Source organism: Phytobacter diazotrophicus (assembly GCF_052061655.1).
GTDB classification, from domain to species: Bacteria; Pseudomonadota; Gammaproteobacteria; order Enterobacterales; family Enterobacteriaceae; genus Phytobacter; species Phytobacter diazotrophicus.
Window position 1 is genome coordinate 1,566,007 of the sequence record NZ_CM125428.1, and the last position, 20,140, is coordinate 1,586,146.

Here is a 20,140-nt window from a genome sequence, read left to right on the forward strand (position 1 = left end):
CATAAAACCGGCGATCACCTCGCTATTTATGACCTGCGGCCTGAGTCTGCAGAACACTGAGGCAAAGAATGACGCCTGCTACTGACACGCCTGAGAACGTCGACATTTCCCCCGAAGCCCCGGTCAGGCACGATCCCCGGCAAACCCATGATGATCCGTTGCTGGACGCGCTGATGATCATCTGCAAGATGCATAACATCGCGACCAGTCGTACTGTTCTGACGACCGGGCTGCCGCTGGAGTCCCATTCGCTCACGCTGGAGGCGTTTCCACGTGCTGCGGGGCGTGCGGGACTGAAAGCGCGTGTGGTACAACGCCCCCTTGATAACATTACCGCGCTGTCGCTGCCTGCCATTCTGTTGCTGAAAAACGATCAGGCGGCCGTATTAATCGGCTGGGATGACAACCAGCAGGCCCGTCTGCTTCCCAGCGAAACGGAAGGCGGTGAAATTACGCTATCACGGGAAACGTTGGCGGAAAATTACAGCGGCAGGGCGATTTTTATCTCCCCGGAACATGAGTTTGACGCCCAGCCGACGGCCACGTTACCGCGAACGACCGCCTGGTTTCAGGACACCCTTAAGCTCTCTAAATTCCTCTACTTCGATGCGGTGATCGCCAGCTTTCTGGTCAATCTTGTGGCGCTGTGCGCCCCATTGTTTGTGATGAACGTTTATGACCGGGTTGTGCCTAATCAGGCAACGGCCACCCTATGGGTACTGGCCATTGGGGTGAGCATTGCGTTTGTTTTCGATTTTGTACTGAAAATCTTGCGGGGGATTTGCCTCGATCTGGCGGGTAAAAAGACCGACCTGGTGGTCTCCTCGGCGCTGTTCGAGCGGCTTTTAGGGATGAAGATGAAGCTGCGTCCAAAGCGGGTGGGCAGCTTTGCGCAGAACTTCCAGGAGTTCCAGTCGATTCGTGATTTCCTGTCGTCGCTGACGCTGACGGCCTTTATTGATTTCCCCTTCACCTTGTTAATTTTATTGGTGATTGGAGTTATTGGTGGCCCACTGGTGCTGATCCCGCTGCTTTCCTATCCGCTGGCGTTGCTGGTGAGCTGGCTTATTCAGCGCCCGCTGATGTCACGGGTACAAAAAACCTATCAACTGGCCAATGAGCGTCAGGCAATGCTGGTAGAGACACTGACGGGCCTTGACGCTATCAAAATCAATAACGCGCAGAGTGAGCGCCAGTACCAATGGGAGCATCTCACCGGACAGTTGAGCAAACTGGAGCTGCGGGTGAAATCACTCTCCTACGTGGCGGTGAATTTTACCTCCTGGCTGCAACAGGCCAGCGGCGTGGCAATTATTGTCGCCGGGGTATATGTCATCATCGGCGGCAATCTCAGCATGGGCGGGCTGATTGCCTGCTACCTGTTGCATCGCCGTGCGATGATGCCCATCGGCCAGCTTTGCAGTCTGATTACCCGTTACCAGCGTGCGCGAATGACGAAATCGACCATCGACAGAATGATGGGGCTGGAGCAGGAAGTGCAGGAGGGTGAGGTACCGCTTAAGCGTGAAACCCTTTCGGGGGCAATTGAACTGCGTGATGTGACCTTTTGCTATCCGGGCAACCAGTATGCCTCGCTAAGTAACGTTTCACTGGTCATTAAGCCCGGTGAAAAGGTGGGCATAATCGGTCGTAGCGGTTCAGGAAAAAGCTCGCTGGCGAAATTACTTGTCGGTTTTTACCAGCCGGACAGCGGCAGTGTGTTGATCGACGGTATCGATCTTCGCCAGATTGATGTGCACGATTTGCGGCATAACATTGGCTACGCGCCGCAGGACATCCACCTGTTCAACGGCACGCTGCGGGAAAACCTGCTCTACGGCGCAAGCTATGTTGACGACGAGACCATGCTGCGGGTCGCGAACCTGACCGGCGTGCATGAGTTTGCCCGCCGTCATCCCTCTGGCTACAACATGCAGGTTGGCGAACGTGGCATGAGCCTTTCCGGCGGGCAGCGTCAGGCGGTTACGCTGGCGCGGGCGTTGTTGCTCGACCCGCCGGTCCTGCTGATGGACGAGCCCACCAGTTCAATGGACAACACCAGTGAAGATCTGATTAAAAAAGCGCTGGCACCGGTTATCAGCAACAAGACGCTATTGCTGGTGACGCACCGTGCGTCGCTGCTGTCACTGGTTGATCGGCTGATTATCGTCGACAACGGTAAGATCATCGCCGACGGCCCGAAAGAGAGCGTCATGAGCGCACTGAAAAAGGGACAAATTCATGCGAATCGTTGATGCGCTTAGCCGCCTGATGAACTGGCTCTCAGGAGAGAAACCGTCAGCAACCTTTACCACCTATGAGGTTAACAAGGCGCTACTTGATGATGCGCCCCGCGTGGTGCGGGTAACCTTATGGGCCATTTTCGCCTTCTTTATTGCGATGATCGTCTGGGCTTCGCTGGCCGAGATTGATGAAGTGACGCGCGGGGAAGGGCGGGCCATTCCCTCATCCCGTCTGCAGAAAGTCCAGAACCTTGAAGGGGGGATCGTTGCCGAAGTTTTTGCCCATGAAGGCGAAGTGGTGCAAGCCGGTGCGCCGCTGCTGCGTCTGGATGACACCCGTTTTCGCTCTAACGCCGGAGAAAGCGAGGCCGATAAGCTGGCGCTCGAAGCACGGATCCAGCGCCTGACCGCTCAGCTTGATGATGCCAGCGAACTGACGCTGTCGCCGGAAATAGTCAGTCAGGCGCCGGAAATCGCCAGTGGGGAAATGGCGCTGTTCACCAGCGTCAATAAACGTATTCAGAGTGAACTTGCCGGGCTGAACGAGCAGTTGATTCAGAAGAAGCAGGAGCTGCTCGATTTCCAGGGCAAACTGACGCAGTACCGCCGTAGCCTTGAGTTGCAGCAGCAAGAGATCACCATGTCTGAACCGCTGGTGGCAAAAGGCGCTATCTCAAAAGTGGAAATGCTGCGTCTGCGTCGCGCCGGGGTTGAGACGCAGGGGCAACTGGATTCCGTCATTCTTGCTATTCCGCGCGCGCAGGCGGCAATCAAGGAGATTGAAAACAAGGTCAGTGAAACGCGAGGGCGCTATCGCAGCGAAGCGCTGGAACAACTGAACCAGGCCCGTACCGATCTGAGTAAAATTGAAGCATCAGGTAAAGCAATTACCGACCGGGTGAACCGCACGCTGGTGACTTCACCGGTTCGCGGCATCGTCCAGCAACTGCTGGTGAACACCATTGGTGGGGTGATCCAGCCGGGCAATGACATTGTGGAAATTGTTCCGCTTGATGACACGCTGCTGGTCGAGGCCAAAATTCGTCCGCAGGATATCGCCTTTTTGCGACCGGGGCAGGAAGCGACGGTAAAATTCACCGCCTATGACTACACCATTTACGGTGGCCTTAAGGGCAAACTAGAACAAATAAGCCCCGACACGGTAACCGACAAAGATGGGAAGAGTTTTTATATTATTCGCCTGCGTACCGATAAAAACCACCTCGGCACGGATGAAAAACCGCTGTTGATTATTCCTGGCATGGTGGCCTCGGTGGATATCATTACCGGCAAGAAAACCATTCTGGCGTATTTGCTCAAGCCTATTCTGCGCGCCAAAGCAGAAGCGTTCCGCGAGCGTTAAGCGTTGAAGTCAAAAAGCCTGCGACAAGCAGGCTTTTTAATTGTTAAAGAGCCCAGGTCTGCACCTGCCAGATATCCTTAAACCTGCCTCAATAACCCCATGTTTTTAATGGTGTTAAATTCGCAAACTGTGTAAGCGAATGCCATCTCCTGCTCCTGTTTCTTGTACGCTGATTTTCACTTCTACCTTGAGTTTAACTCACAATGAGCTGCAGTTTTTATCGTTTTGCAAACGAGAATCTTTCAACAATACTGAGACAGTAAACCAGACCGAGAGGTTTTTGCATTGACGAACACACTATTTAACTGGTGGAGAGTTGTTTGCATTTATCGGCATTTTTAACGCTCTCAAAATAAACTCTTTTTCATGTTGCGATACGTTATTTCAGCATCTTTAGAATGCGAGTATTTATTTTGGTGAGTCACAAGATAAAAGCAATATATAAAATATCCTCACTACGTATTAAATGAAGACTGTCAGTTTTAAAAGGTGCATAAGATGACATTAGAGATGTTGAATTATTTAATTGAATTAGCATTAAACAATACTTCGAGCTCACCTGATATGAAAAAAAACGCAGATGGTCATCAACAGCCAGCAGATGATGAATTGTCAGCTTTTATTGCATCGCTTTCACAACAAAAAGAGAGTGGTGATACGCTGTCAAAAATGAAATATCGCTTAGCACTGCTCTCTGCTGCACAACAAGACTCGAAAAAAGCAGAACAATTATTATCTGCTAATACCCCGACGGAAGAAGAGGCCTGGCCGGTAATGGATTTCACACACTGGCCTGCGGTGCGTTATGCTGGCTCAGGTGAGGCGCAGACACCTGAATCCGAAGCCTATTTTCAGCGTATCTCAACCGCGGCGGCGACGATACGTTCTGCCATTACCGATGCAGAACGCGCTAAAGGCACCTCTTCATTCCATATTCTTGAAAAGATTCTGGCCCTGAATAGCGCTTTGCCTGAACGGTATAAAGCGATGGCAAATATTCAGTATTAGTCGCCAGGTATATCTTCGGCATAATAAGGCGGGTAAGACGATGTGTTGTTATTTGCCGTAAATATGAGGTAAATAACAAGCAAGTATTACCCGACGTTTACCCATGCTGGTGCCATACCTGCACTGACCGGGTGAGAGAAGTCAGCGACAGCCTTCCCCGCGAACTGGCCTGCGGCTGCAAGAAGCCGCGATATGTTTTTAACAACGAATACTCTTCCCGTCGTTATCTTCACTTTTAACCAGTACAGAAACCTGACCGGCGTGAAAACCCTGTATAAGGTTTCGCCGCGCTGGACTCAGGCTCGCTCTGGACATTCTACGCTCCCCACATCCTGCAGCCCGTCAGTTCCTTACAGCTTTATCAGATAGTCCACCGATAATAATTTTTCTGCCGATGCGAATATTTGCGTTAGGTAAACTTAACTTAATAATTGACTATGTTTTACAGGTTTTATTACACGATTACATACCTTGACACAGATGTTATCAATAGGTAATTATGACGTGAAGCAATAGTCTTTTTCTTATTTATGACTCGTTATACCGGCCACGCCATTTATCCACTAACGGTGACGTCGGGATAACATGAGCAACATCAGGATCGACGAGTCTTTTATCTTTCTTTAATAAAGGGCTCATCAGACAATGGGGATTCGTTCAGATCGTCACTGTTATTACATACTTACTGTAATCAGTCTTTTTTTACCCTTTGTCATTTCAGTTACCCAGGCTGAGGCCGCAACCCTTTCGTCGTCATCACACCGTATTTCTGAGGACACCTCGCCGGGTGGTCTGTTTGCCGCGTTGCGTAGCACGATGCTCCATCACCCCAGTCTGGCCAGTCAGCAGGCGCTTGTGCGTTCCAAAGAGGCCAGCGCCGACAGCGCCCGCGCGGCACGTTTGCCAACGCTGGGTGCCAGTGCCGGGACGGGGCAAATTTCGGGTTACAGTGATTCCCGTACGACCACGCTGAGTGTTTCGCAACCGTTATGGGCTTTTGGGCGTATCGACAGTGCTATTGACTACGCCGACAATGACACCGTTGCTCAGCAAGCCACGGCCTGGGCTACCCGTCGTGAATTGCTGGAAGATACCGCGGTGGCTTACGCGAATATACAGGGTATTCGCGAGCGCCTTGCCGTTGCGGAATCAAACGTAAACAATCACCAGGCGTTGCAGGAACAGATCCAGCGCCGCGCGCAGGGAGGGCTGGCTTCTCCAGCCGATGTCAGCCTGGCAAAGGCCCGGTTGTTACAGGCACGCTCATCGCTCGAACAGGCTAAATCGGACCTGCGTACCGCCGAATCCACGCTGTTATCCTTGACTCAGGTGCCGATCGCAAGCGAACTGCCGATCCCTGGCAGCATCCTCAAGTTGCCTGCTGATACTTCTATACAGGAACAAATCCTTGCGCAGAGTGCGACGGTGCGAGCACGTGAAGCGGCGGTAACGCTTGCCGAAGCTGATGTGGAACGTCAGCGCACCTCATCGCGACCAACCGTCTCCCTGCAAGCCGCGCGCAACGAATATTCAGGTATGCCCAACCAGAGAAATAATAATACGGTCAATGTGGTTGTGACCGGCACGATGGAAGGGCTGGGGCTGGTCTCCCGTGGCCTCCAGAACGCGGCGCTGGAACGCGTGGAATCCGCACGACAGGATCTGGCCGAACAACGCCACAGCGAAGACATTCAAACGCGCCAGTTGCTTGATCAGCGTGATGCTAACCAGACGCTGATTGCCGGTTATGAACAATCTGTCGTCGAACTTAGCGGCACGCTGGCCTCGTTCCGTCGCCAGTACGAATCGGGTTACAAGAGCTGGCTGGATGTCCTCAATGCCGTACGCGAATTAACCGAACAACAACAAGCGCTGGTATCGGTGCGATCGGCATGGCGGGTCGATTGTCTGCGCCTGGCCGCACGCACGGGCCGTATGGACGATACCACTGGCGCCCTGACCACGGGCACTCAATTTGCTAACACGTCTGCGAGCCATCCCTGATGATACCTGTTCCTCTTCCTGAATTACTGGCCTTGCTGGACAAGCTACATGCCCCGGTGAATAAAGCGGCATTAACGCAGGCGTATGCCCGCGCGCAGGCCGTTCCTCCGTTAACCGATCGTCCACAGGATTATGTGCGCGGTTTACTGTCAGACGCGGGAATGAAAGATATCCGGCTGGCGCTGTTCCCCTGGCGGCGTTTTGATCCCCGCCACCTTCCGGCACTGATGTGGCACGAACAGACATGGTGGCTGGCCGAACGACACAACGAGGAGGGGAGAGCCGATACCCTTACGCTGACCCGTGAAGGTGTCGAACCCCGAACGCTGGCGATAGACGACATTGTGACCGGCGCGCCGGGGACGACGGCGGGTGACGAAACGGCTGTACTCTGGTTCAGTCTGGCTTCACACGTACAGTCAGAGAACCTCTCTGATAGCGAAAATCCGGCCATGCGTCTGGTCTGGCGAGAACTGTTGCGCGATCGCCGCTGGGTGTTCCGGGTGGCTGCCGCCACGCTGCTGGTGAACATTCTGGCTATTCCCACATCCCTCTTCGCCATGCAGGTCTACGATCGTGTCGTGCCCACCCTGGCCTGGGCGACACTGACTACGCTTGTGGCGGGGATGGGGCTGGTTGTAGGACTGGACTGGCTGCTCAAAACATTGCGTGCCCACATCATGGACAGCGTTGCCAGTAGTGTGGATAAACGCCTTTCCCAGCATGTTTATGAACATCTGTTGCACCTGCAACTCGACCAACAACCCGGTAGCCTGGGCACGCTGGCCGCGCAGGTAGGAGCGCTGGATTCGGTTCGACAAGTTTTCTCTGCCGGTCTTGTCTTCGGAATCGTGGATCTGCCGTTCGCATTACTGTTTATCGGGATTATTGGCCTGATCGGGGGGCCTGTCGGCTGGGTTTACCTGGGCATGCTCCCCATCGCGCTGGCGCTGGGTCTGTATACCCGTCTGCGCTTACGCCGTCTCACGCGCCAACAGATGCTGCGCAGCAATGAGCGTCTGGGGCTGTTAGTCGACAGTATTCGCGGTGCCGAAACCCTGCGCGCCAGCCATGCTGGCTGGCGTTTTGCGCAAGACTGGCAGACGCTCAGTCATTCCATCGCAGGCTACAGTATCCAACAAAAATCCCTCAGCCAGTTCTGTACGAACACCACCGCCAGCCTGTCGACGCTGGCCTATATCATGGGGATTGTTGTTGGGGTATGGGGCGTTGAAGCTGGCTATTTGACCACCGGGGGGATGGTCGCGTGCAGTATTCTGGGCGGCCGTGTTATCGGGCCGGTGAGCCAGGGCGTTCAGTATCTGATGCAGTGGCAGCAGGTCCGGGAGGCGCTGGATATGGTGAACAACCTGCTGCGCAAACCTACAGAGCGCCGCGCCGGACAGACCCTGCTGCTGCCCGATCGCCTGCCAGAACATATTAGTGTCGAAAAGCTGCGCTTTGCCTTTCCGCAGTCTCCGGTACAACAACTCAATATTCCCGCACTCCACTTTCACGCTGGTGAACGCGTTCTGCTGTTGGGCCCTGTTGGCGGCGGTAAATCAACGTTGCTCAAGATCCTGGCCGGACTCTATCGCCCCGGTGAGGGCCGTGTCCGCCTGGGCGATGTGGATCTGTGGGAGATCGATCCCCAGGTGGTCAGCGCTCAGGTTGGCTATTTGCCACAAGCGGTACAGCTCTTCAAAGGGACGCTGCGAAGCAATCTGATGCTCGCAGGCGCAGTCAGCGACACCACGCTGACAGACATCACCCGCGATCTGGCGCTGGATCAGGTGGCGGCCAGTAATCCACTGGGTATGGATATGCCTATCAGTGAGGGGGGCTCAGGTCTCTCTGGCGGTCAGCGCCAGCTTGTTGGCCTGGCGCGTGTGTTGATGTCCCGTCCTCGTATCTGGCTTCTGGATGAACCGACGGCCTCGCTGGATGGCGAAGCGGAGACGCGTGTCTGGAAAGCATTACAAGCCAGGCTGCAGCCGGAAGATATCCTGATCGTCGCCACTCACCGTCCGATGGCGGCCGTTAATTTTGCTACCCGCGTGCTTGTCGTACAGGAAGGCACTGTCGTTCGCGATGGCCCTCCCGACAAGGTGTTACCAGGACTGATGGCCCGCGCCACTGGCTCGCGTCCCGCCGCTGAGGTAATGAACGTGAAAACACACATGCCCGCAGCATCACATTCAGCAGGAGTCCTTCATGGCCGTTGAACTGTTTGACGACGAGGTCGCTGACGCCGCTCGCGTGAATCGTCTGGAAAATTACTACCGTAGCCGAGTCCCGGCAGGGCTTATCTGGAGCATCGTCGTACTGGTGCTGGGTTTTGTCATATGGGCTATGTATTTTCGCATTGATGAAGTGGCGCGGGCACACGGTGAAGTTATCGCCAGCAGCCGGGTGCAGATCATCCAGACCGTGGACGGTGGCGTGCTTTCCGAACTGCGTGTCAAAGAGGGTGATCATGTTAAGGCGGGGCAGATTCTGGCTCGCCTCGATCCAACTCGCGTGGAGGCGGCGGCAGGTGAAGTGGACGCGCGCATCGCCGGTCTCAGGGCGCGCATTGCCCGACTTCGCGCAGAATCAACGGGACAATCCGCTCCCCAGTTCCCCGCCGATCCTGGTCCGGCGTTACGCGAGCAGGCCGATATTGAACGCGCACTGTTTCTGCAACGCCGTCAGAGCCTGCAGGAAGATATAACAGCGCTGCAAACCGCCGTGAATTTAGCCAACCAGAAGCTCAGCCTGGTGAACGGGCTGGAACGCTCTGGCGATGTTAGCGCCAGTGAGCGGCTTAATGCACAGCGCGAGCTTAATGAGGCTCGTGCCCGCCTGCTTGGTCGGCGCAATAAGTTTTTGGATGATGCGCGGGCCGATCTCACCAAGGCAGAAGATGATCTGGGCCAGACCTTGCAACAGATGGCCGGTCGTCGCCAGCAGGTACACGATACGGTGTTTACGGCCATGGGGCCTGGGATTGTTAAAAATGTCCGCGTCACCACGCTGGGTGGGGTATTACGTGCCGGTGATGAGATTATGCAGATTGTCCCGTCAGATGATGCCCTCATCATAGAGGCCAAGGTTCTGCCTGCTGATATTGCCCGCGTTCAGGTTGGATTACCAGCCACTGTGCGCCTTGATCCCTTCGATTACACCATTTATGGGGCATTGCAGGGTGAAGTGATTTACGTATCGGCCGATACCCTTAAAGAAAACACCTCGCGTGGCGAGGAGATCTACTACCGCGTCCATGTTCGTTTGAAAAGCCATGCAGAAGGTCTGTCAGACCATCAGGAAGATGGGCAGCTTGTGCGCAGTACGACAGGTCGTCAGCTTGACATCCTGCCGGGCATGACATCCCAGCTCGACATCCGTACAGGTGATCGCACGCTGATGGATTTCTTACTTAAACCTTTGCGTAAAACACTCAGTGAATCATTCCAGGAGCGATGACACCGCCGGTGACCGTTGCAACCCGATTTTCCTGTCCGCCCCAGAGAGAGATAACACATTATGAAACCCGAGACCCAGATGAAGCCACGCCAATATACGCTCAGTACCGGTAAAACCCGCATCTCCCTGCAGGCCGGGCAGACCAATATTCACAAGGCTGCGCCGGGTGAATCTTACCGGGTGCTTAAACGCCAGGGGGAAAATGACCAGGAAAAGCTGGCTGATGACGTAGTGGCTTCACGTCACGGACAGGATCTGCAACTGGACTATGCCGATGGCACCACGCTGACCCTACAGGGCTGGTATACCGAAAGCGATACCAGTGTAACCCTGCCTGCCGATGGCACCTCTACCCAGGTGATTACGCCGGGGAGCACCGAAGGGGCAGCCCTGTCTGACGGCAGCCATGTTCTTTATGCGCACGGTTCTCCTGACGCGCTGGCCAGCATGACCTCAGGCCACCCCGGGCTGGAAGGTATCTTAGCTGGCCTGCATGATGGCTCGGTAGTGACTGGCCATCCTGTCACGTACCTTCCTCAATCGCACTCTTATGCGGGCTATATCGCCGGTGCCCTCGGGCTGGGGGGCGTGGTCGGGGTTGCAGCGGCAAGCGGTGGCCATGGCGGGCATGATAAGGGTGGCGATAACAACAATAACGGTGGGGGAGAAACCCCGGTCCAGAACGCTGTTCAGCTTAATTTTGTCGGCGGCCCGGCGCTTAGCAGTAACGATTTGAAAGTAGAGATTTATCAGGCCGATGGCAAAACGCTGATTGGCACGGGGACTTTGGGGGCCGATGGCTCGGTCACCGTGTCTGCGGGCAGTTACACCGGCGTCGTTATTGTGAAACTCATCAACAGCGGCAGTGCCGCTGACTACCTGGACGAAGCCACTGGCGCGGGTAAAGACCTCTCGGCTCAGCTTTGGAGTATGGGAGTTATCTCTGGAAACAACAGTACCCTTGTGCTCAATGTTAACGTGTTGACCACGCTCGCCTATACCAAGGCCCAGGAGGCCATCGGTGGCACGCCTGACAATCCCGCCACCCTGAGCGCAACCCAGGTGACCGACACGGCAACGGCCATCAGTAACCTGTTTGGCGTGGATAATATTCTGAACACGACGGTTACCGCTACCAACGGCGGCAGTTTTGATGCTGCCGATGGCCTGAGTGCCGGTGAAAAATATGGCCTCCTGCTGGCAGCCTTCTCCGGTGCTGAAGCCAATGCGGGTGCGACCACCCAGACCATCCTGGACACCGTCGCTGCCGGAATTACACTCGGCAGCACTAACAATCTGTCCGATGGCGCGCAGTCGTTACTGATTAAAGGCGCGGCGACCGCCAGTGATGCATCCGGCGGCGTCAGCCTCATTATTGATACCCATGCGCCTGTCTTTAGCAGCGCCACGACGGCCAGTGTGGATGAGAACATCGGGGCAGGTAAGGTGGTCTGGACTGCCATTGCTACCGACCCCAGTCAATTCAGCTATAGCCTGGGCACCACCGGTGACAGCGCGCTGTTCAGCATCAATGCCTCTACCGGCGCGGTCACACTGACCGGCAATCCGGATTATGAAAGCAAAGCCAGCTACAGTTTCACCGTCGTCGCCACCGATGCGGCAGGCAATGCCAGCAGTCAGACGGTCACCCTGGCGGTTAACAACCTCGACGAAGTGGCGCCGACGATCACCAGTGGCACGACGGCCACGGCGATCAACGAAAACAGCGGCGCGGGTCAGGTGATTTACACCGCCACGGCCACCGACAGCGGCGATATCAGCGGTGGGGTGACCTTCTCGCTCAAAGCGGGCAGCGACGCGGGTCTGACCATCAACCCGACCACCGGTGCGGTCACACTGACCGGCAACCCGGATTTTGAAAGCAAATCCAGCTACAGCTTCACCGTTGTTGCCACCGATGCGGCAGGCAATGCCAGCGACCGCACGGTCACCCTGGCGGTTAACAATCTCGACGAAGTGGCACCGACCATCACCAGCGGCACGACGGCCACGGCGATCAACGAAAACAGCGGCGCGGGTCAGGTGATTTACACCGCCACGGCCACCGACAGCGGCGATATCAGCGGTGGGGTGACCTTCTCGCTCAAAGCGGGCAGCGACGCGGGTCTGACCATCAACCCGACCACCGGTGCGGTCACGCTGACCGGCAACCCGGATTTTGAAAGCAAATCCAGCTACAGCTTCACCGTTGTTGCCACCGATGCGGCAGGCAATGCCAGCGACCGGACGGTCACCCTGGCGGTCAACAACCTCGACGAAGTGGCGCCGACGATCACCAGCGGCACGACGGCCACGGCGATCAACGAAAACAGCGGCGCGGGTCAGGTGATTTACACCGCCACGGCCACCGACAGCGGCGATATCAGCGGTGGGGTGACCTTCTCGCTCAAAGCGGGCAGCGACGCGGGTCTGACCATCAACCCGACCACCGGTGCGGTCACACTGACCGGCAACCCGGATTTTGAAAGCAAATCCAGCTACAGCTTCACCGTTGTTGCCACCGATGCCGCGGGTAACGCCAGCGACCGCACGGTCACGCTGGGCATCAATAACCTCGATGAGGTCGCCCCCAGCTTCACCACGGGCAACAGCAGCGACAGCTTCGCCACCGCCACGGTGAGCGTTGCCGAGAATACCGCCACCAGCACCGCCATCTATACCGCGCAGGCCTTTGACAATGACGCCGCCGATGGTGGCGAGCACGTCACCTACAGCCTGATCGATGCGGATAATGGCGCAGACGCCCAGTATTTCACTATCGATGCGGCAACGGGTGCGGTCACTTTCAAAGCCAGCCCTGACTATGAAGGCACCCACGCGCCTGCATACACCTTTATCGTCGCCGCCACTGACGCGGCAGGCCATGTGACCACGCAGACCGTCACCGTTAATGTCACCGATGTGGACGAAATCGCACCGACTGTCACACTCGACGGCAGTTCTACGGGGCCCGTGATGCTGAGCCCGGCGACCGGCTACATTTACCCCAACGGTTTTGACACAACCGCGCTGGGCGACGGTAGCTTCCTGGTGACATGGGCTGGCAACAACAATGGCAGCTACGGGATCTATGCGCAGCGCCTGAGCGCTCAGGGTGTGGCGATGGGTGATCCCGTACAGCTTGCATCAGGCGCGACCAACACTTACTCCAACGCGTTGGACAGTGTTATCAGTGTGACGGCCATTAACGACGCAGGGGCGTATGCCGTTGCCTGGACCGGCAAGAATAGCGCCAGCACTGACAGCAGCATCTATACGCAGTTGTTCAACGCTGACGGTAGCCCAATATCCGCAGCCGTGAAACTTGATGGGGCCGCTTCTGCGCAGGATATCGCCCCGCAGATCGCGACGCTTACCGATGGCAGCTATATCGTGACCTGGTACATCAACGGCGGCGGTGTCTACGTGCAGCGCTTTGATGACGCGGGTGTCGCAGTTGGCAACACCGTGCCACTGATTGCGCAAGGCTCCTCTAACAACGCCAGCCCGCAGGTGACCGTGCTGGACAGCGGTAGCTACGTGGTGACCTGGCAGGGCCAAACCTCCGGCGACTACCACATCTACGTGCAGCAGTTCGACGCTACCGGCACCCCATCCACCCAAGTGGTGCTGGACGCCTCGACGGGAAACAGTACTAACTACGAAACCGTGCCGCAGATCACGGCGCTGGCTAACGGCGGCTATGTCGTTACCTGGTCCGGCTACAACTACAGCAACTCGAACTACAACAGCAGCACCTATGTGCAGCAGTTCGATGCCAACGGCGCCAGGGTTGGCAGCATCGTCGCACTGGACGGGGCGAGTAACAGTAATTTCGGTAGCGACTATACCTACCCGTACGTTGCAGCGCTGACCGGCGGTGGCTACGCCATCACATGGATGGAATATACCAACACAAACGACTCCGACGATTACACTGTCTTTGTTCAACAGTTCTCTGCTGGCGGCAGCAAAGTGGGCGCTACCGTGCAACTGGACGCATCACACAACAATACGAGCAATAACTACGACGAATTACCGCGCATCACGGCGCTGGGCGATGGCGGCTATGTCGTTACCTGGATGAGTTTGGGCAGTTCGAACTGGGACGTCAATGTGCAGAAATTCGATGCCAGTGGTGGCCTGGTGGGCGGTATCGTACAACTGCAAGCCTCCAGCGGCGCGACCGACCTCTATCCACAAGTCACCGCCGTTGGTACAAACGGCGAATACATGGTGACCTGGTACGGTTATGCCAGCGGCATTTCAGGCTATCACCTCTTTGTGCAGAAATTTAACGCCGACGGCAGCATCCACGAAAACCTCGTCGTGCTCAACCACGATGGCCATGCCACCGTGCAAAGTACCGAAAGCGGCACCATCTATCTCGTCAACGACAATGTCGTGGTCAGTCAGCTCAGCGACATTACGGGCGCCGCCAGCAACCAGTGGGCCAGCACGACTGTCACAGCCAATACCAGCGCAACTATCTCTGCCGCAAATCTCGCAGAAGGCACCTACCATGCTTACGCCGTCGATGCGGCAGGCAATCTTTCTGTTATTTCCGGCCGCAGTGTGTTGGTGGACAACACCGTACCCGTCTTTACCAGCGCTGCCACCGCCGCCGATATTACCGATAGCACTGCCGTCGGCGATACTGTCTACACCGCTGCCGCCACCGATGCGCACGGCGTCACCTACAGCCTGAGCGACACCCAGCACTTCCGCATCAATACCAGTACCGGCGTCGTAACGCTGCTCTCCAGCCCGGCCAGCGCCACTGGCGCGCAATTCACCGTCACCGCCACCGACGCCGCTGGCAACCAGACCACGCATACCGTCACCTACAACGTCGTCGACACCACGCCGCCTGCCGTCACGCTCACCCGCGACGTAGATGGTGTGGAGAACAGCAGCCAGACAGTCACCGTTCAGAGCACCGAGGCTGGTACGGTATACCTGGTCAGCGACAGCGTGACGGTGACGAATCTGAGCAGCCTCACCGCCGCCGCCGACAACCTGGTGAACAGCGTCGCCGTTGCGGCGAACGCTGGCACCACGCTGGCGCTGACTGGCCTTGCCGAAGGCACCTACCACGCTTATGCTGTGGACGCGTCCGGCAATGTCTCCGCTATCTCAGGCAGCAGCGTGATTGTGGACAACACCGCGCCTGTCTTCACCAGCGCTGCCACCGCCGCCGATATTACCGATAGCACTGCCGTTGGCGATACTGTCTACACTGCTGCCGCCACCGATGCGCACGGCGTCACCTACAGCCTGAGCGACACCGGGCACTTCCATATCAACGCCAGCACTGGCGTCGTGACGCTGCTCTCCAGCCCGGCTAAGGCCACCGGTGCGCAATTCACCGTCACCGCCACCGATGCCGCTGGCAACCAGACCACGCATACCGTCACCTACAACGTCGTTGACACCACGCCGCCTGCCGTCACGCTCACCCGCGACGCGGATGGCGTGGAGAACAGCAGCCAGACGGTCACCGTGCAGAGCACCGAGGCCGGTACGGTATATCTGATCAGCGACAGTGTGACAGTGACGAATCTGAGCAGCCTCACCGCCGCTGCGGACAACCTGGTGAACAGCGTCGCCGTCGCCGCGAACGCCAGCACCACGCTGGCGCTGACCGGCCTGGCCGAAGGCACTTACCACGCTTATGCCGTTGATGCTGCAGGCAATCTTTCCATCATTTCCGGCAGCAGCGTGATTGTGGACAACACCGCGCCCGTTATCGCAGGCGGCGCCACCGCTACCGGCACCACCATTGTTGGCGGCACGGCGGCTGGCACCCAGGTGTACGACGCCAACGCCACGGACGCCCATGCCATCACCTATAGCCTGGACGCGGACAGTCTCGCCAATTTCGCCATCAACCCCACCACCGGCGTCGTCACATTGAACAACGCCGCTATCGAGGGCAGCTATAACTTCATCGTTACCGCGACCGATGCCGCTGGCAACCACAGCAGCCAGACTGTCACCCTTAACGTCAGTGCTGGCCTTAATGGCAGCGCGTTGGTCTCGGGCAGTACCACCGACACATCCACCGAGATGACCATCAACGTCGGTCTGGAGAAACTGAGTAACGGCTACACGGTTCTGGAGTACATGAAACAGACCGGCGGTGACAATATTTCCTGGGATCCGACCGGCCCGCTTTACGCTGGCGTCATTAAGGTGCTGGACGCGGGCAATAACGTCATCAAGACCGTCGACATCAGTATCCCCAATGGCTACACCATGATGGATACACAGATCAAGGCGCTGGCCAACGGCGGTTTCGTCGTGGCCTGGTCGCAGGTGGATACCGCTAATTACTCAGATTACAGTGTCCACTATGCGATCTATGACAACAGCGGCAATCTGCAATCCAGCAACACCCTGGCAGCACCAGGTACCGGGGTCACCATTGCGGCGCAGAGCAGTGCGAATGGCGGTGATTTCGCGATCGCCTACCAGACGATGGGCCCCGGGACCGATCAGCAGGAAGCTATTTCTGTCTTCCACTATAACGGCAGCGGACTGAACTTCACCCAGGGCGCGCAGACCCTGATTGGCGGCAACAGCTCGAGCGCCAATTTCGGCGGCGTCGCCAGCCCGGCAGTCCAGTTGATGAAATTCCAGTTGACGCCGGGTGTGCTGACGGCACTGAGCGATGGCAGCTATGTGCTGGCGTCCGAGGTCTACGACTGGATAGGCACGCCTGGTCAGTCGGCGACAAGCACGCCTATCGGCGCCTTCATCTTCAAGCTCGACGCCACCGGCTCGCAGGCCAACTTCGACAGCGGCAAGACCTGGCAGCGCGTTAACTGGAATGACGAGCAGGGTTCGCCGACTAACGCCATTGCTTTCGATGGAGGTTTTGCTGTCTTTAGTCAGGAATATCGCACTGCGACCTGGCAGGTCACGCTCTATAACAACAACGGCACGCTCATCACTACCAATGTCCAGAGCAACACCGTTTATAACATGGGAACCCAGAGCTACCACGCCGTGGACGTTGGTCCGATGGACAGGGCGACCCATGATGAGCTGCAGTACAGCACCACCGGCTACCTGGCGGCATCAGCCACGGTGTACGACAACGGCACGGATCTGGTGTTCGTGTTCCCTGACGGTAACGGTGGCCTGAGCCAGGTCAGTATCTCCAAAACCACCGGCGAGCTGACCAGTGCGGTGACGGACACCGGTATCACGGTGCCCCAGGGCGGGCAGTTGTACAACGTGCGGATCGTCTCCGATGGCGCGGGCGGCCATGACATCACCTACTCAGTGCTGTTTGATACCGACACAAGTGATGGCGGTAAGGCTGGCTATGCTGTCGGCGATATCTATCAGATTGGCCTGAACGCAGGTCCTGCTCCAGCGTTACCGATAGTGACCGATGCCCATATCGCCATCACCTCCACGCCAGGTGGCGCAGACGGCAGTACCTACAAGATCGGCGACACCGTCACCGCCGTATGGGATAACTCTGCCAGCGGCGACGCCAATACCAGCACGGTGACCGGCGCCACCATGGATTTCAGCCAGTTTGGCGCCAGCACGCCGGTGACGGCCTGGGACGATGGCACCCACGGCGATGTTACCGCTGGTGATGGTAAGTATACGGCCCAATACACTATCGCCGCCGGTTCCATTAACAACGTTCATGGTCTCAACGTCTCTGTTACGGCCACCACGGCGAGCCACACCTCGGCCACTGCGGCGGACAGCACCGGTCTTACGGTAGACAGCACCGCGCCTGTGCTCTCCAGCAGCACGCCGCAAGATAACGGCGGCAGCGTTGCCACTGGCTCTAACCTGACACTGACCTTCAGCGAGAACGTGCAGGCCGGCAGTGGCCATATCACCCTCGTTAACGACGGCAACAGCAGTCTGAACAAGGTCATCGACATCACCGACAGTTCGCAGGTCTCTATCAGCGGTCACACGGTGACGGTCAACCCGACAACGGATCTGGCGGCTGGCGCAAACTACCATGTCCAAATCGACAGTACCGCGCTGCACGACGCGGCGGGGAATAACTATGCAGGTATCAGCACGTCAACGGGGTTGAATTTCACGACCGCTTCCGCCTCGGTCGGGGATCCTTCCATCGTGGTGTTCGACCTGACGACGGGACAAAGTTCCGAGCATAACGGGCGTGTCTTTGACGCCAATACCGCATACACCATCTATATCAAGGTCAACAGCACTTACAGCCCGCTGGTTGGTCTGGATAGCAACGAAATGTGGTCGGGCGCGCAGAATCTGGGCACGGACGACAAGATTGTGCTGGTGGGCACGGGGAGTGATGTTAAGGGAAGCCATGGCGAGGCAGTAGTAGCGATGAATCACGGCGGCAATTCCGTTAACTGGGTGGCGGGGTTCTCTTCTACGCTTTCTAATGTCGCCGGCGTTGCCGCAAATGGCCAATTCGCTCGTGGTGGAAATAACGCGGATCTTTGGAACGGCACCTGGGCCGCGAACCCGAATGCGGATAATTCATTTGCTCAGGCGTATCTGCAGGCGATGCCTGCCGGCGTCCTCACCTCGCAAGGGCTGGCGATACCATGACAGGTTCACTGATTCTGCTACGCCGTCTGGTCGAAATGCGGCAATTCGAGGCGCTGCAGGAGGCTGTCTTTAGCCTGCCGGCGCTCTCATCAGCAGAACAGGTGCTTTTGGCCCTGGCTCAGGCCCATTTGGGCCAGCCAGAGGCGGCCCGCCAGACGCTGGGGGTGCTGATCCCGGCTGAACTGGAGGTCGATGCCCGTGTCGACCTGGCTGCCGTGCACCTGCTTCTTGGGGAATCCGGCGCGGCGCAGGCGCTGCTGGAAGCCACCCGCACCGAGGCACCAGACCACTCGCTCCTGCTGGCGCGTCTGGCTGCCTGTTATGTGCAGCATCAGCGGGAGGAGGAGGCTATCCCCCTGTATGAGTGCAGTCTGCGCCTGCAACCACGTATCGACGTCTATCAGCAACTGCTGCGTCTCTACCTGCAAAGTGAGGCGTTGCATCAGGCTGAAGAGACGCTGGCCGCCGCAGACCGCTTCTGGGCAGGCGAGCGGGAGCACTGGCCCGCACAGCAGGTGGCGCTGCACGATCAGCAACTGCGCGGCCTGCGTCTGGAGCTGTGGCTGGCCCGTGGCGACTTCGCCCGCGCTGATGCCTGGCTGGACGCACGCCATGCTGAACTGGCTGAGGAGGATTACTGCGGCCTGCTGGCCGGTTATGTTCAGCGTCTGGCCGAGCGAGGACGCCATGCCCAGGCCGAGGATGCGCTGCGCCATGGCCTGCGTCATTACCCGGAACATCCGGACCTGTATCTACAGCACGCTGAACTGGCGGAGTTGCAGGGGCGCATACCGCATGCCATTGCCTTGCTGCACCGCGCCATTACTCTGGCCGGGCAGCAGCAAAAAACGACGCTTCCTCTGCGCCTGAAGCTTGCCAGCGTCGCTACCCAGGGGCATCCGGCGATGGCGCGTACAATGGCTGAACAGGCTCTTGAGGAGGCCGGGGCGCTGACGCCTTCACCCGATATGGACGCCGCGCAAATCGGTCACTGGCTGGCGCAGGCGCAAGTTGCACTGGCCGGTGCAGACGCGCAGGAACAGCAGTACGCCGGGGCGGAGGCGCGATACATCGACGTGCTGCAGGCACATCCGCACCTGCTCCCCGCACTGCAAGGGCTGGGACAGTTATATATGCAACTGGGGCGCATCGACGAGGCTGTTGCGCTGTTCGAACAAATTTTGGCGATCGATCCGGCACGCGGTCATGCGGCGCTGATCAATGCCCGTCGTTTTCCGCAAGATGAAGAGACATTGATTCGCCTGGAAAATCTGGCGCGTCGGCCTGGCTTGTCCGGCCCGGTGCAGCCTGGATTGCTGCTGCAACTGGCTGCCGCCTGGGAAAAACGCAAGGAGTACGCCAGAGCCTTCACCCTGGCCAACGAAGCCAATGCCGCCCACCGCGCACTTCTACGTTACGATCCGGTTGCACACTGACAAAGCTGCGCGCGTATTCGCCACGCATTTAGCCGTTCGCTCTA

At 57.5% G+C, this 20,140-nt stretch carries 8 protein-coding genes; all 8 read left to right on the plus strand.

Annotated features, from left to right (window positions below):
• Window positions 1–68 precede the first annotated feature (68 nt).
• The 8 genes from ACS0RQ_RS07660 (at window position 69) to ACS0RQ_RS07695 (ending at window position 20,096) form a co-directional block, all read left to right on the plus strand.
• Window positions 69–2,255: a type I secretion system permease/ATPase gene (locus ACS0RQ_RS07660; protein ID WP_271849654.1), complete on the plus strand. Its 2,187-nt coding sequence runs from the start codon at window positions 69–71 to the stop codon at window positions 2,253–2,255.
• Window positions 2,242–3,606 (plus strand): HlyD family type I secretion periplasmic adaptor subunit, encoded by a 1,365-nt coding sequence (locus ACS0RQ_RS07665; RefSeq protein WP_420488903.1) that lies wholly within the window; start codon window positions 2,242–2,244, stop codon window positions 3,604–3,606. The genes ACS0RQ_RS07660 and ACS0RQ_RS07665 overlap by 14 nt, the downstream gene beginning before the upstream one ends.
• A gap of 498 nt (window positions 3,607–4,104) precedes the next feature.
• Window positions 4,105–4,614: a hypothetical protein gene (locus ACS0RQ_RS07670; RefSeq protein ID WP_271849656.1), complete on the plus strand. Its 510-nt coding sequence runs from the start codon at window positions 4,105–4,107 to the stop codon at window positions 4,612–4,614.
• A 645-nt stretch (window positions 4,615–5,259) separates the two neighbouring features.
• Window positions 5,260–6,618: a TolC family protein gene (locus ACS0RQ_RS07675; RefSeq protein WP_271849657.1), complete on the plus strand. Its 1,359-nt coding sequence runs from the start codon at window positions 5,260–5,262 to the stop codon at window positions 6,616–6,618.
• Window positions 6,618–8,843, plus strand: coding sequence for an ATP-binding cassette domain-containing protein (locus tag ACS0RQ_RS07680; RefSeq protein ID WP_271849658.1), 2,226 nt, complete (start codon window positions 6,618–6,620; stop codon window positions 8,841–8,843). The genes ACS0RQ_RS07675 and ACS0RQ_RS07680 overlap by 1 nt, the downstream gene beginning before the upstream one ends.
• A complete protein-coding gene (locus tag ACS0RQ_RS07685) occupies window positions 8,833–10,083 on the plus strand; it encodes a beta-barrel domain-containing protein (RefSeq protein ID WP_079496207.1) in 1,251 nt (416 codons plus the stop codon). The genes ACS0RQ_RS07680 and ACS0RQ_RS07685 overlap by 11 nt, the downstream gene beginning before the upstream one ends.
• Window positions 10,084–10,161: 78 nt before the next feature.
• Window positions 10,162–18,660: a beta strand repeat-containing protein gene (locus ACS0RQ_RS07690; protein WP_499079297.1), complete on the plus strand. Its 8,499-nt coding sequence runs from the start codon at window positions 10,162–10,164 to the stop codon at window positions 18,658–18,660.
• Window positions 18,657–20,096: a tetratricopeptide repeat protein gene (locus tag ACS0RQ_RS07695; RefSeq protein WP_334632449.1), complete on the plus strand. Its 1,440-nt coding sequence runs from the start codon at window positions 18,657–18,659 to the stop codon at window positions 20,094–20,096. Before ACS0RQ_RS07690 ends, ACS0RQ_RS07695 begins: the two co-directional genes overlap by 4 nt.
• The last annotated feature ends 44 nt before the right edge of the window (window positions 20,097–20,140 follow it).